Here is a 12,823-nt window from a genome sequence, read left to right as displayed (position 1 = left end):
TTGCCGTTCATCGGTTTCCGGTGATCAGCGGCCACAGGCCCGCGCTGCCCGCCGCCAGCGCGCGCCGACCGAGGTCGGCCGACCACAGGTCCTCGTTGCCCGCCTCGTCGCGCCAGGCCCACAGCCGAGTGGTGCTGTGCCGCAGCGAATGTTCCTCGGTGTAGCCGATCGCGCCGTGGATCTGATGCGCCAGCGCGCTCACCACGCCTGCCATCTGACCCGCGACCGTCTTGGCGCCCGCCACGGCGACCGCCGCGTCGGCCCCGCTGTCCAGTGCCTGTGCCGCGGCGTCGACCGCCACCTCGCACAGCAGTACCTCGCCCGCCATGGTGGCCAAATACTGTTGAACGGCTTGGAATTTCGCGATCGGTCTGCCGAACTGCTCGCGCTCGCCCGCATAGCCGATGCTCAGATCCAGGGCGCGGCGACCCGCGCCGGAGATGAGCGCGGCGCGGGCCAGTGCGGCGCGTTGGCGCAATGCCGACGCCGACAGCCGCGAACCCGCGAAATGCACCCGGTCGGCGGGGATGATCGTGCCGACGGTGACGGTGTCGCGGGGTTCGCCCGCGACATTGGCGCCAGGGTGCGTCGAGAAGTCCGTGCGCCGCAGCACGATCACGCGCTCCTGGGTCAGCACCACGAGGTGGTCGACGTAGCGTGCCCAGGGCACCCTGGTCATCGTTCCGCTGACCGACAGGCCGTCGGCCCCTGGCCTGCACCGCAATTCGGGACCCGCGAGGCAGGCCGTCATCGAACCCGGCGGCAGCGCGACACCGCATTCGGCGAGCAGCCATCCCGCCAGCAGCGCGGTTTCGGCGAGCGGGACCTTCGCCGAGTGTCGACCAAGTGCCCGCAGCACCGCCACGGCGGTGCCGAGATCGCCACCGGCGCCGCCGTATTCGTCGGCGACGCCGATCGTGGTGACGCCGATCCGCGCCAGTGTCGCCCAGAGGCGCTCATCCCACCCGTCGGCCTCGGGGTCGCCGTGCTTGGCGCACGCGTCGGCGACCGCCGAAACAAGTTCGGCGACAATGTCGTTCATCGCACCCCCAACCCTCGGGCGACGACGCCGCGCAGGATCTCGTTGGTGCCGCCGCGCAGCGTGAAGCCGGGGCTGTGCAGTATCGATTCGGCCAGCATGCGGGGTATCTCCTGATCCGAGCCCGGATCGGGCTCCAATTGGGTGAGCAGCCGGACCGTGTCGATGACGACGGTCTCGAATCGGGTGCCGAGATCCTTGACCGTGGCCGCCGCCACGGCGGGCGCGGCACCGGATTCGAGCTGTCCGGCCACCGCCAGCGACATCTGACGCAAGGCCCAGATGCGCGCGACCACCGCACCGAACCGGGTCGCGTCGGTGCGGGCGGTGAGCTGGTCCACCGCGGCCGCCAACAGTGGAAAGGTCGACAGAATCCGTTCCGGACCGCTGCGTTCCATAGCCAGTTCGCTGGTGACCTGCTGCCAGCCGGAGCCGGGCGCGCCCAGGACCATGGCGTCGGGGACGAAGACGTCGTCCAGCACCACCTCGTTGAAGTGGTGTTCGCCGGTGAGCAGTCGAATCGGCCTGATGTGCACGTCCGGATGCGGCAGTTCGATGATGAACTGGGTCAGTCCGGCGTGTCGATCCTCGGTCCCGGATTTGGTGCGGGCCAGGACGATCAGTACGTGCGCCAGGTGCGCGCCGCTGGTCCAGACCTTGGTGCCGCGCAGCCGCCAACCACCCTCGACCCGATCGGCGCGGCTGCGCACCGAGGCCAGGTCCGAGCCGGTGTCGGGTTCGCTCATCCCGACGGCGAAGAAGCATTCCCCGCGCGCGATTCGGGGGAGGAAGGCGGCTTTCTGTTCGGCCGTGCCGAATCTGAGCAGTCCCGGTCCGGACTGTCGGTCGGCGATCCAGTGCGCCGCCACCGGCGCGCCCGCGGCCAGCAGTTCCTCGGTGACCACGAAGCGGGCCAGCGCACCGGCGGCCGAACCGCCGTACTGCGCGGGGAAGGCCATGCCGATCCAGCCTCGTTCGCCGAGCCTGCGGCTGAATTCGGCGTCCCAGCCGCCGAGCCATTGGTCGCAGTGCGGGGTGATCCGACCGGCCGAGATCTCCTCGGCCAGGAATTCGCGCACCCGCCGCCGCAGCGCGTCGTGTTCCCGCGGCAGTGTCACGGGTTCGAGTAGCAGTTCCATTGGCCTCACCCGCGTCCTATCGCCCACCGGCCGGTGTAGACCGGCGGTGCGGATTTGTCGAGGAAGGCGCGGTAGGCGGCGGGAACATCCTCGGTCGCCAGATTGACCACCTGCGCGCGTGCCTCGTTCTCCAGTGCCTCGTGCAGGGTCTGATCGGCGCCGCGATGCAGCAGCGATTTCGTCTGCGCGAGGGCGACGGGCGGGAGTGCGGCCAGCCGCCGAGCCAATTCCGCGGTGAAGTCCACGACTTCGGTATCGGGCCGGACCCAGGTAACCAGCCCGTATTCCGCCGCCTGCTCGGCGCTGAGCATTTCGGCGAGCATGGTCAGGCGCTTGGCCTGCTGCAGGCCGACCAGGCGTGGCAGCAGCCAGGATCCGCCGAAGTCCATCGACAGACCGCGCAGCGCGAAGATCTCGCTGAAGCGCGCGGATTCCGCCGCGACGACGAAATCGCAGGACAGCGCCAGATTCATGCCCGCGCCGACCGCCGCGCCCTCGACGAGGGCGATGACCGGTTTCGGGAATTCGTGCACGGCGAGGGCGACCTTGCCGATCCGGCGCATCCGCGCGAGGGGGTGTTCCTCGCGCGACCGGTTCCCCAGATCGGCTCCGGCGCAGAAGTTGCCGCCGGCGCCGGTCACCGTGACGATCCGGACGGCATCGTCGCCTGCGAGGTCTTCCAAGGCTTGATACAGTGCTGTCCAACCATCGGGATCGAGCGCGTTCTTGCGATCGGGTCGGTTGAGGGTGAGTGTCGCGATCGGGCCGTCGCGCGAAACGAGTATCGGGATTTCGGTTCGGTCGGCCGCTATTGATGCTGTTGTCATATCACTTCCTCCGGATCAGCGGCCCTGGAAGACCGGTGGGCGGCGCTCGCGGAATGCGGTCATCGCCTCGGCGGAGTCGCGGGTGCTGAAGACGACACCCATATGCGAGGAGATCAGGTCGAGCGCGGTGCGCACATCGGCGCGGGCGGATTGATAGGCCGCCCGTTTGATCATCCGCACATTGATGGGTGGTTGTGCGGCGATGCGCCGCGCGAATTCCGTTGACGCGGCGCGGAATTCCGCATCCGGGTAGATATGGTCGGCGATGCCGATCCGCGCCGCCTCCTCGGCGTCGAGGAAATCACCGGTCCACAGCAGTTCGAGCGCCTTGGCCATGCCGACCAGCCGCGGCAGGTAGTAGCAACCGCCGTCGCCGGGGACGAGTCCGACTCGGATGTATCCCTCCGACCAGGTCGCCGAGGCGGCCACCAACCGGATATCGCACATCAGCGCCATATCCATGCCCGCGCCGACCGCCGTGCCGTTGACGGCCGCGATCATCGGTTTGTCCAGGTCCTCCAGCGCGTAGGCGACGCGGTGAATGCGTTCGTGCAGCAGCGATTTGAGGTCGTAGGGCTGGGTGATCTTCGCGTTGAACTCGTCGAGGTCGACGCCGGAACAGAAGGCGTCGCCCGCGCCGGTGACAACGACTACGCGCACGTCGGGGTCGGTGCGGGCCGAGTGCAGTGCCTCGGCCCACTGATCGATCATCTCGAAGGTGAACGCGTTCTTCATGTGTGGACGATTCAGCAGGATCGTGCCGATCCCGTCCTCGACCGTGTATTCCAGGTCCGCCATCTATTGCTCCTACCGCGATGTTCCGCCGAGACGCCGGCGAGGTTGTGGTCCGCTCGACACGACGGCGAGCTTCTCGGGACCCGAAACAACCTACTGGGTAGAATGTAATGGACCGCTCGATGATGTGGCAACCCGCGCGGGATGCCGATCGAACAGCTCAGGCGAGTACGCCGCGCACCGCGTACTCGGCGATCTCCGCCGCGATGCGCTGCCGCTCGGCGGGTGAATCCTGCGGCGTGTCGGGCTGGAACCACACGTGCATCCAGTTCACCGTGCCGAGGATGGCCTTGACGAGCAGGTTCACATCCGCGTCGCGGAACACCCCCGCCGCGATACCCGCCGCCATCACCTCGACGTAGCGTGCCTCGAATCGCCGCCGCATCTCGAAGATCCGCGCGATCGCGTCGCCCTTGTGGCGGCCTTCGCTGGCCAGGCCCATCTCGATGTGATGCTGGGCCGGCCCCATGTAGGTGGCCCGATTCATCAGGTGCATGGCGTGCTGGTGCACCATCTCGCGCAGCTGCTCGGCCGGGCCGAGATCGGTGCGATCGGCGGCGGGTTCGATGGCCTCCAGTGCCCATTCCAGGGCCTGGTGGTGGATGCCGATGAACAGATCGCCCTTGGTGCGGAAGTAGTGGTAGATCCGGCCCTTCGTGCATCCGAGCACGTCGGCGACGTCATCGATCGAGGTCGCCGCGTAGCCGCGCTCGGAGAATGCCTTCGCCGCGGCGTCGAGGATCTCGCCGGCGTTCGCCCGCTTCTTCGGATCGAGTTCACTGATCCGCCCATTGCCAAAGCCGTTCGTCACGGCTACATACTACTCGGGCGTATGTCGAAGCCGACCGTCTCCGGGTGACAACCTACTCAGTAGTATGTAACACTGTGTGTGCTGGACCACGCTTCGGAGAAATGGATGCCCATGCGAGAAGTCGTCATCGTCGACGCGGTTCGATCGCCCATCGGCAAGCGCAACGGCGGGTTGGCGCAGACACACTCGAACGAACTGCTCGGTGACATCCTCGCCGGCCTGCTCGATCGCAACAACCTCACCGGCGCCGAGGTCGACCACGTCATCGGCGGATGCGTCCTACAACTGGGGATGCAGGCCGCCAATGTCACGCGCAACGCCTGGCTCGCCGCGGGTCTGCCCTCGGAGGTGCCCGCCGCGACCGTGAACGCGCAATGCGGTTCCGCGCAGGAGGCCATGCTCATGGCGCACGCGCAGATCGCGGGCGGACTCGCCGATATCGCGATCGCCTGCGGCGTCGAGGTGATGAGCCGAATTCCGTTGGGTAGCAACATGCCTCCCGACGGCCCCTACGGCAACCCGCGCGGCGGCCGCTACGCCGAGGTCTATGAGCCGACGATCCAGTTCGAGGGGGCCGACCGGATCGCCGAACGCTGGAATCTGAGCCGCGAGGCGTTGGATCGGTTCGCGAAGACCTCCCAGGACCGCGCCGCCCTGGCCTGGGAGCAGGACCGCTTCGGCACCCAGATCATCCCCGTCGAGGCCCCGTTCCTCGACGAGAACGGCGCGATCGCGGGCACCCGCACGGTGACCCGCGACGAGGGCATCCGCGCCACCGCGCTCGAGACGCTCGCGGGACTGCGGACCGTGCAGCCCGCGCGTGTTCCGCCGAGTCGGCACACCGCCGGTAACTCCTCGCAGGTCTCCGACGGGGCGAGTGCGGTCCTGCTGATGAGTCGCGAGCGAGCGGATCGGCTGCGGCGACCGGCGCGGGCGCGCATTGTCGACTCGGTCCTGGTCGGTTCCGACCCGGTGCTGATGCTGACCGGTCCGATTCCGGCGACCGCGAAAATACTGGCCCGCACCGGCCTGACACTGGCGGATATCGACGTCGTGGAGATCAATGAGGCATTCGCCGCGGTGGTGGGCGCGTGGGCGGCGGAATTCGACGCCGATATGTCTCGGGTGAATATCAACGGCGGCGCGATCGCGCTGGGTCATCCGGTCGGCGCGACCGGAACCATCCTGGTCACCAAGGCACTGTACGAGCTCGAGCGATCGGGTGGCCGCTACGGACTGATCACCATGTGCTGCGGGGGCGGGCTCGGCACGGCGACGGTCATCGAACGTCTCGCGTAGGAGAAATCAAGTGAGTGACACCCTGGCACAGCCGTGGATGACCGAGGAGGCGGCCGACCTGTTCGCGATGGCCTGCGGCTTCTTCGATCGCGAAGTACCGGCCAATCGGGCGAAGTGGGAGACCCAACGGCACGTCGACCGTTCGTTCTGGCGCAAATGCGGCGAACTCGGTTTGCTGTGCGCGAGCGTTCCGGCCGCGTACGGCGGCGGTGACGGAAACTTCCTGCATCAGGCGACGATTCAAGAGGCGTACGCGCGCCTGGGCGATCGGTCCTGGGGAAATACGATCCACAGTGGCGTCGTCGCCGACTATCTCGCCGCGTACGGCACCGAGGAGCAGCGTCTGCGCTGGCTGCCGCGGATGGCGACCGGCGAACTGATCGGCGCGCTGGCTATGACCGAGCCGTCGACCGGTTCGGATCTCAAGGCGATCCGCACCAGCGCCGTGCGGACCGATGCCGGGTGGCGGATCAATGGGACCAAGATCTTCATCACCAATGGCGGCAGCGCGGATCTGGTGCTCGTCGCCTGCTCCACCGATCCGTCGAAAGGCGCCAAGGGCATCTCCTTGATCGTGGTGGAGACGAAAGACGCGGTGGGCTTCGCTCGGGGCAAGGTCCTGGACAAGATCGGCCAGCACGGCGCGGATACGACCGAACTGTTCTTCGACGATGTCGTTGTGCCGCACGACAATCTGCTCGGCGAGGAGGGCAAGGGCTTCGCGATCATGATGGGCAAGCTTCCGCAGGAGCGCCTGATGATCGGCATCACGGCCGTGAACGCCATGGAGTTGGCGGTGGCCGTGACCACGGAGTATGTGAAGCAGCGGCACGCGTTCGGTGGCCCCCTGCTCGACAAGCAGCACATTCGCTTCGAGTTGGCCGAATGCGCGACGCTGGCGAAGGTCGCGCGGGTGTTCCTCAACGACTGCATGGAAACGCACCTGTCGACCGGGTTGGATCTGACGACCTCCTCGATGTGCAAGTGGTGGCTCACCGATGTGCAGTGTCAGGTGATCGACCGGTGTCTGCAATTGCACGGTGGTTACGGATACATGACCGAATACCCGATCGCTCGGCTCTACGCCGATGCCAGGGCGCAGCGCATCTATGGCGGAACCAATGAGATTCAGAAAGAGCTGATCGCCAGGTCGCTGTGACCTCGGGAAAGCCGTTCCGCTCGGCATTGACGAAACCACCTACGCAGTAGTATGTTTTTGGTCACGCCCTCCGGCAGTGAATTTCCGGCAAGCTGATCCGAGACTCGCCGCACACCACCTGTCGGCGAATTCCTCGGATGAAACGCAAGAAATCGCGATGGCCTCTACGCACATCGCACCGTCCTCAAGGGAGAGGATCCTCGGTGACAACCCAGCGGGCACTCGACGGCATCGTCGTGCTTGACCTGAGCCAGGTCTACAACGGTCCCTACTGCACCACACTGCTCGCGCAGCTCGGCGCCGAGATCATCAAGATCGAACCGTTCGGCGGCGAGCCGGTCCGGTGGCGGGTCGTCGACGAGCAGCAGACCGCGGCCTTCGACCTGCTCAACGGCGGAAAGAAGAGTCTGCGCCTCAATCTCAAGGACGCCGAGGGCCGCGCACTGTTCCTGCGCCTGGTCGAACGCGCCGACATCGTGGTCGAGAATTTCAGCCCCGGCACCCTGGCGCGGCTGTCCCTCGACTACGACGTGCTCGCCGAGGTGAACGAGCGGATCATCCTCGCCTCCGGGCGGGGCTACGGCGCCCGGACGCCACAGGCCGCGCACCGCGCCATGGACCTCACGATCCAAGCGATGACCGGCGTCATGGCCACCACGGGGCAGCCCGACCAGCCGCCCACCAAGGCGGGGCCTGCCATCGCGGACTTCTTCGGCGGCACCCACCTCATGGCCGCGATCACCGCCGCGCTCTACCAGCGCACGGTGACCGGACGGGGCCAGCACGTCGAAGTGGCGATGCAGGACGCGGTCGTCCCCTCACTGACCTCGAGCATCGCGGGCTATCTCGACAGCAAGGCGACGCTTCCGGAACGAACGGGCAACCGGCACAGCGGATTGGCGGTGTGCCCGTACAACGTGTACCCGACCTCGGACGGCTGGGTCGCCATCCTCTGCATGAACGACGCGCACTGGAAATCGCTGTGCGGACTCATGGCCCGTGCGGACCTCGCCGACGATCCGGCCTTCGGCTCACCGCCCGCCAGGGTGGCGCGGATGGACGAACTCGACGAGATCGTCGGCGCCTGGACCGCGACCACCACCAGAGACGATGTCGTCGAGCGGTTGCAGCAGTTGCGCGTGCCGTGCGCGCCGGTGCTCGGCCTGTCCGATCTGATGCACGGACCGCTCGTCGGCTCCGGCGCCATGATCCAGCCGGTGCGCGACGAAGCGGGACGCGAGTCCTATGTGCTCGGCACCCCGCTGCGGCTCGCCGCGTCCCCGCCGGTGCCTGCCGCGCCCGCGCCCGCGCTCGGCGCGCACACCGAGGAGGTCCTGCGGGATCGACTCGGCCTGGACACCGCCGACCTCGCGCGATTGCGCGACCGCAAAGTCGTTTAGGAGAGTTCATGCCCGTCGACGAGGCATTGTTGGAGTCGATCCGCACCAGTATCGGTGTCGAGACCAGCCATTCGATCGGCCGGATCACCGGTCTGATGATCCGCAGGTACGCGCGCGCGATCGGCGAAACCAATCCGCTGTACTACGACACCGAATTCGCGCGCAGTTGCGGATATGTCGACATCATCGCCCCGCCGAATTTCGTCACCGCGGTCAGCAGTTGGGATGAGGGGCCCGCGGAGACGGATATGCGCACGGACGGTGTTCCGAAGGCCATCCAATTGACCGGACTGCCCACCGAGGGCGTCCGGGTCATGGGCGGGGGAGAGGATATGGAATTCCACGCTCCCATCGCGGCGGGCACCTCGCTCGTCGAGCGATCGATGATGGTCGACGCCGAATTGCGCGAAGGGAGCAGGGGGAAATTCATTGTCGTCAGCTATCGACACGAATTCGTCGACGAAGTCGGAAAGACTCTGCTGACATCGATACGGAAGGTTCTGCTCCGATGAACAGTTCTGTCGCCGCCGCGGGCAGCGATCTTCGTTTCGGTGCGGTCGGGATCGGTGACCGATTGCCGGAATTGCGAAATACGCCGACCCGCGTGCAGTTGTTCCGATACAGTGCGGTGACCTGGAATACCCACCGCATTCATTTCGACAGCGATTACGCGGCGGTCGAGGGTTATCCGGATGTGCTGGTGCAGTCGCATCTGCACGGCGCCTTCCTGACCCGGCTGTGCACGGACTGGATGGGTGCGCGCGGCCGCCTGACCAGGCTCGCCGTCACGGTCAAGCGTTTCGCCGTCCCCGGTGACGTGCTGATCTGTGCGGGCACGGTCACCGGGGTCGAAAAGGTCGACGACCACAGCGGATTGGTCCATCTCGGCCTCGAGGAGATCCGGGAATCCGATGCGACGGTCTGCGCCGTCGGGACCGCGTCCGTCGCACTGCCAGTGTGATCGCCGCCTCGGCGATCGCGAAACGATTCAATGAAGAAGGTGCTCATGCCGGCTACCCGCGACATCCTCCGAATCGGAAATTGTTCCGGATACTACGGTGACCGATTCTCCGCCGCCCGTGAAATGGTCGAGGGCGGTCCGCTGGATGTGCTGACCGGTGACTACCTCGCCGAGCTCACCATGCTGATTCTCTGGAAGAGCCGACAGCGCGATCCCGAAGCGGGCTATGCGACGACCTTTCTGAAGCAAATGGAGCAGATTCTCGGAACCTGCCTCGATCGCAATATCAAGGTGGTCACCAACGCGGGTGGGCTCAATCCGAACGGTCTCGCGCGGCAGCTCGGACTGCTCGCCGAGAAGCTCGGCCTGCGGCCGAGTATCGCCCATGTCGAGGGCGACGACCTCTTGGATCGTCTCGGCGATTTGCAGAGCCAGGGGCAGCCGCTCGCCAATATGAGCACCGGACAAAGCCTCGCCGAAGCAGGTGTGCAGCCGGTGACGGCGAATGCCTACCTCGGTGCGTGGGGGATCACCGAGGCGCTGCGCGGAGGCGCGGATATCGTCGTATGCCCGCGAGTGACCGACGCCTCGCTGGTGGTCGGCCCGGCGGCGTGGGCCTTCGATTGGCAGCTCGACGACTTCGACCGGCTGGCAGGCGCCGTGGTCGCGGGCCACATCCTCGAATGCGGGCCGCAGGCCACCGGTGGCAATTACTCGTTCTTCACCGAATTGCCGAAGTTCCGCCGACTCGGCTATCCGCTCGCGGAGATCGCGCCGGACGGTAGCTGCGTCATCACGAAACACCCCGACACCGGCGGCGCGGTGACGGTCGAAACGGTCACCGCGCAGATCCTCTACGAAATCGGTGCACCGGATTACCTGAATCCCGATGTCGTCACCCGATTCGACACGATCGAACTGACCGACGACGGGCCGGACCGGGTCAAGGTTGCCGGTGTGCGCGGTCGCCCGGCCCCGGATGTCGCCAAGGTCTGCCTGAACTACCACGGCGGGTATCGCAATAGCGCGGTATTCGTGCTCACCGGGCTGGATATCGAGGCCAAGGCCGATTTCGCCCTCCAGTGTCTCGATGACGCGTTCGGCGGTCTCGACGATTTCGCCGAAACCGATATCCGACTGCTACGCACCGACACCCCGAACGCGCCGGACAATTTCTCGGCCGAGGCCCGACTGCGGGTCACCGTGAAGGATCCCAGCGAGCACAAGGCGGGCAGGCGCTTCTTCAACGCCGTCGCGGAATTCGGCCTTGGGACCTTCCCCGGCCTGTATGTCGAGCGGGCCGACCGCGCGGCCACCTCCTACGGTGTCTATTGGCCCGCGCTGGTGCCCGCCGATGTGCTGGATCCCGCGGTGGTATTCCAGGACGGTCGGCGACTGCCCGTGCCGCGCCCACCGACCGAGCCGTATCGGCCGGATGACGGTCCGGTGTCGACCACCGCGCGCAGGCCCGATGAAGGAGAAACGGTTTCCGTGCCACTGGGTCGACTCATCGGCGCGCGCTCGGGCGACAAAGGCGGCGACGCCAATATCGGATTCTGGGCGCGCTCGGACGAAGCCTATGAATGGTTGCGGTCCTACCTGGATGAATCGCGACTGCGCGCCTTGCTCACCGAGGCGGCCGAGTCGCGGATCGACCGGTACGAACTGCCGAACCTGCGGGCCGTCAATTTCGTGGTGCGCGGTCTGCTCGGCGAGGGCGTCGCCGCGACGACCCGACCGGATCCGCAGGCCAAGGGTTTGGCCGAATACTTGCGCTCACGCTTCGTGGAAATGCCGCGAGCACTGCTGGTGAATGGCCCCGCCATCCCGAACGCACCCGAGGAGGTCGCGACAAAATGAGTATCTTCATGACCAAGGAGTGGACACCGCTCACGATCGAGGCCGTCGCGCGGGTGCCCGCGTCGGTCGGCGTCTATCAGATCTCCGACGAGCACGGCATCATCGTCATCGATTTCGCGGGCGGCGGCAGCCTGTTCGGGATGCGCGGCAGGCTCGAGGAATGGATCGACACCCAACCGGGACTCACCTTCCGATACGAGCGGACCAATGCCTACCTCTCGCGCTTCCGCGAACTGGTGCAGGTATTCACGAATGAGTTCGGCAGACCGCCGCAGAACCTGGCGGGCACGGCGGCGCCGACCGGACACATTCGACCGAATTAGAAATTGGAGTAGCCACAAATGGGTTTCGTCCCGACCGATCTGCAAAAAGATCTGATCGATAATGTTCGGCGGTTCGTCCGCACCGAGATCCTCCCGTTGGAATTGGAACTCGATCCCGACGAGAGCGAGTTGAGCGAGCCCGTGCTGGCCCGACTCCGCGCCAAAACCAAGCAGATGGGGCTCTACAACCTGGACGTCCCGGAGGAATTGGGCGGTGTCGGCGCCGATACGGTGACCCGCACCCTGCTGGCGATGGAGATGGCCCAGCACCGCGCCGGGCTCTACTCCCCGTGCTACGCCGCGTTCGGTCAGCAGGATATGGCCCAGTTGTACGAGGCGACCGACGCGCAGAAGGAGAAGTACCTCTTTCCGATCCTGCGTGGGGAGAAGAGTTCGTTCTTCGGGTTGACCGAACCCGCGGGCGGGAGCGATCCGGCGCGGTCCATCCAGACCAGGGCCAAGCAGCACGGCACCGACTGGGTCATCAACGGCAGCAAGGTCTTCATCAGCGGCGCCGATACGGCCGATTTCGGGTTGGTATTCGCCCGCACCGGTGAACCCGGTTCCGGTCGCGACGGCATCACCTGCTTCATCGTCGACGCGGACACCCCCGGATTCTCGGTGCGTCGCGTAATCCACACACTGCGGTCCGGCCACTACCCGACCGAGTTGAGTTTCGAGGATGTGCGCGTGCCCGCCGAGAATGTGCTCGGCGAGGTCGGCGGCGGATTCGCGCTGGCGAGCGAGCGATTGACCAAGAATCGGATCCCCTACGCCGCAGGCTGTGTCGGCGTGGCGATGGCGGCCCATCGGATGGCCGTCGAGTACGCGGGCACCCGTTCGGTATTCGGCGCCAAACTCGCCGACCACGAGGGCATTCAGTGGATGCTCGTCGACAATGAGATCGATCTGCGCTCGGCGGCGTTCTTCGTCCTGGACGCGGCCGAGCGCGCCGACAGCGGTCAACCGTTCCGCAGCGAGGTGGCCCTCGCCAAGATCGTCGCGACCGAGGCGGCGGGCCGCGTGGTCGACCGCGCCATCCAGATCCACGGCGGCTACGGCGTGACCAAGGACCTGCCGCTGGAACGCTGGTACCGCGAACTGCGGATCCGCCGGATCGGTGAGGGCACCACCGAAACCCAGAAGATGATCGTCAGCCGCGATATGCTGCGCGGCCGCTACAAGGGCCTGCTCGACCGATGACGGATGC

At 66.4% G+C, this 12,823-nt stretch carries 13 protein-coding genes; 8 read left to right on the top strand and 5 right to left on the bottom strand.

Translation table 11 applies throughout. The features are described 5' to 3' along the window. Positions 1–7 precede the first annotated feature (7 nt). The 5 genes from D5S18_RS17265 to D5S18_RS17245 form a co-directional block, all read right to left on the bottom strand. Complete coding sequence (locus D5S18_RS17265) at positions 8–1,042, bottom strand: acyl-CoA dehydrogenase family protein (protein ID WP_120041995.1); 1,035 nt, start codon at positions 1,040–1,042, stop codon at positions 8–10. Beyond that, on the bottom strand, positions 1,039–2,178 hold the full coding sequence (locus D5S18_RS17260; protein WP_120041994.1) for an acyl-CoA dehydrogenase family protein: 1,140 nt from the start codon (positions 2,176–2,178) through the stop codon (positions 1,039–1,041). Before D5S18_RS17260 ends, D5S18_RS17265 begins: the two co-directional genes overlap by 4 nt. Positions 2,179–2,183: 5 nt before the next feature. After that, a complete protein-coding gene (locus tag D5S18_RS17255) occupies positions 2,184–3,005 on the bottom strand; it encodes an enoyl-CoA hydratase/isomerase family protein (RefSeq protein ID WP_120041993.1) in 822 nt (273 codons plus the stop codon). A 15-nt stretch (positions 3,006–3,020) separates the two neighbouring features. Next, on the bottom strand, positions 3,021–3,803 hold the full coding sequence (locus D5S18_RS17250) for an enoyl-CoA hydratase/isomerase family protein (RefSeq protein ID WP_120041992.1): 783 nt from the start codon (positions 3,801–3,803) through the stop codon (positions 3,021–3,023). Positions 3,804–3,960: 157 nt separating this feature from the next. Beyond that, positions 3,961–4,611, bottom strand: a complete 651-nt coding sequence (locus D5S18_RS17245) for a TetR/AcrR family transcriptional regulator (RefSeq protein ID WP_120041991.1) — start codon at positions 4,609–4,611, stop codon at positions 3,961–3,963. A gap of 111 nt (positions 4,612–4,722) precedes the next feature. Here D5S18_RS17245 and D5S18_RS17240 point away from each other — a divergent pair, with 111 nt between their 5' ends. The 8 genes from D5S18_RS17240 to D5S18_RS17205 all read left to right on the top strand — a co-directional run bounded on the left by D5S18_RS17240 (position 4,723) and on the right by D5S18_RS17205 (position 12,816). Continuing rightward, positions 4,723–5,910, top strand: a complete 1,188-nt coding sequence (locus D5S18_RS17240; RefSeq protein ID WP_120041990.1) for an acetyl-CoA C-acyltransferase — start codon at positions 4,723–4,725, stop codon at positions 5,908–5,910. A 37-nt stretch (positions 5,911–5,947) separates the two neighbouring features. Then, on the top strand, positions 5,948–7,069 hold the full coding sequence (locus tag D5S18_RS17235) for an acyl-CoA dehydrogenase family protein (RefSeq protein WP_120042220.1): 1,122 nt from the start codon (positions 5,948–5,950) through the stop codon (positions 7,067–7,069). A 203-nt stretch (positions 7,070–7,272) separates the two neighbouring features. Further along, positions 7,273–8,469 carry a CaiB/BaiF CoA transferase family protein gene (locus D5S18_RS17230; RefSeq protein WP_203236775.1) on the top strand — a complete coding sequence of 399 codons (1,197 nt, stop codon included), beginning with the start codon at positions 7,273–7,275 and terminating at the stop codon, positions 8,467–8,469. A gap of 8 nt (positions 8,470–8,477) precedes the next feature. Further along, positions 8,478–8,981 (top strand): FAS1-like dehydratase domain-containing protein, encoded by a 504-nt coding sequence (locus tag D5S18_RS17225; protein WP_120041988.1) that lies wholly within the window; start codon positions 8,478–8,480, stop codon positions 8,979–8,981. Beyond that, a complete protein-coding gene (locus D5S18_RS17220; RefSeq protein WP_120041987.1) occupies positions 8,978–9,430 on the top strand; it encodes a hotdog family protein in 453 nt (150 codons plus the stop codon). Before D5S18_RS17225 ends, D5S18_RS17220 begins: the two co-directional genes overlap by 4 nt. A 45-nt stretch (positions 9,431–9,475) precedes the next feature. Next, a complete protein-coding gene (locus tag D5S18_RS17215) occupies positions 9,476–11,290 on the top strand; it encodes an acyclic terpene utilization AtuA family protein (RefSeq protein ID WP_120042219.1) in 1,815 nt (604 codons plus the stop codon). Then, positions 11,287–11,613: a DUF7508 domain-containing protein gene (locus D5S18_RS17210; protein ID WP_120041986.1), complete on the top strand. Its 327-nt coding sequence runs from the start codon at positions 11,287–11,289 to the stop codon at positions 11,611–11,613. Before D5S18_RS17215 ends, D5S18_RS17210 begins: the two co-directional genes overlap by 4 nt. Positions 11,614–11,631: 18 nt before the next feature. Further along, positions 11,632–12,816, top strand: coding sequence for an acyl-CoA dehydrogenase family protein (locus tag D5S18_RS17205; protein WP_120041985.1), 1,185 nt, complete (start codon positions 11,632–11,634; stop codon positions 12,814–12,816). The last annotated feature ends 7 nt before the right edge of the window (positions 12,817–12,823 follow it).

This window comes from Nocardia panacis, from assembly GCF_003598715.1.
GTDB lineage: Bacteria > Actinomycetota > Actinomycetes > Mycobacteriales > Mycobacteriaceae > Nocardia > Nocardia panacis.
This window is presented reverse-complemented; position numbering and strand designations above follow the sequence as displayed.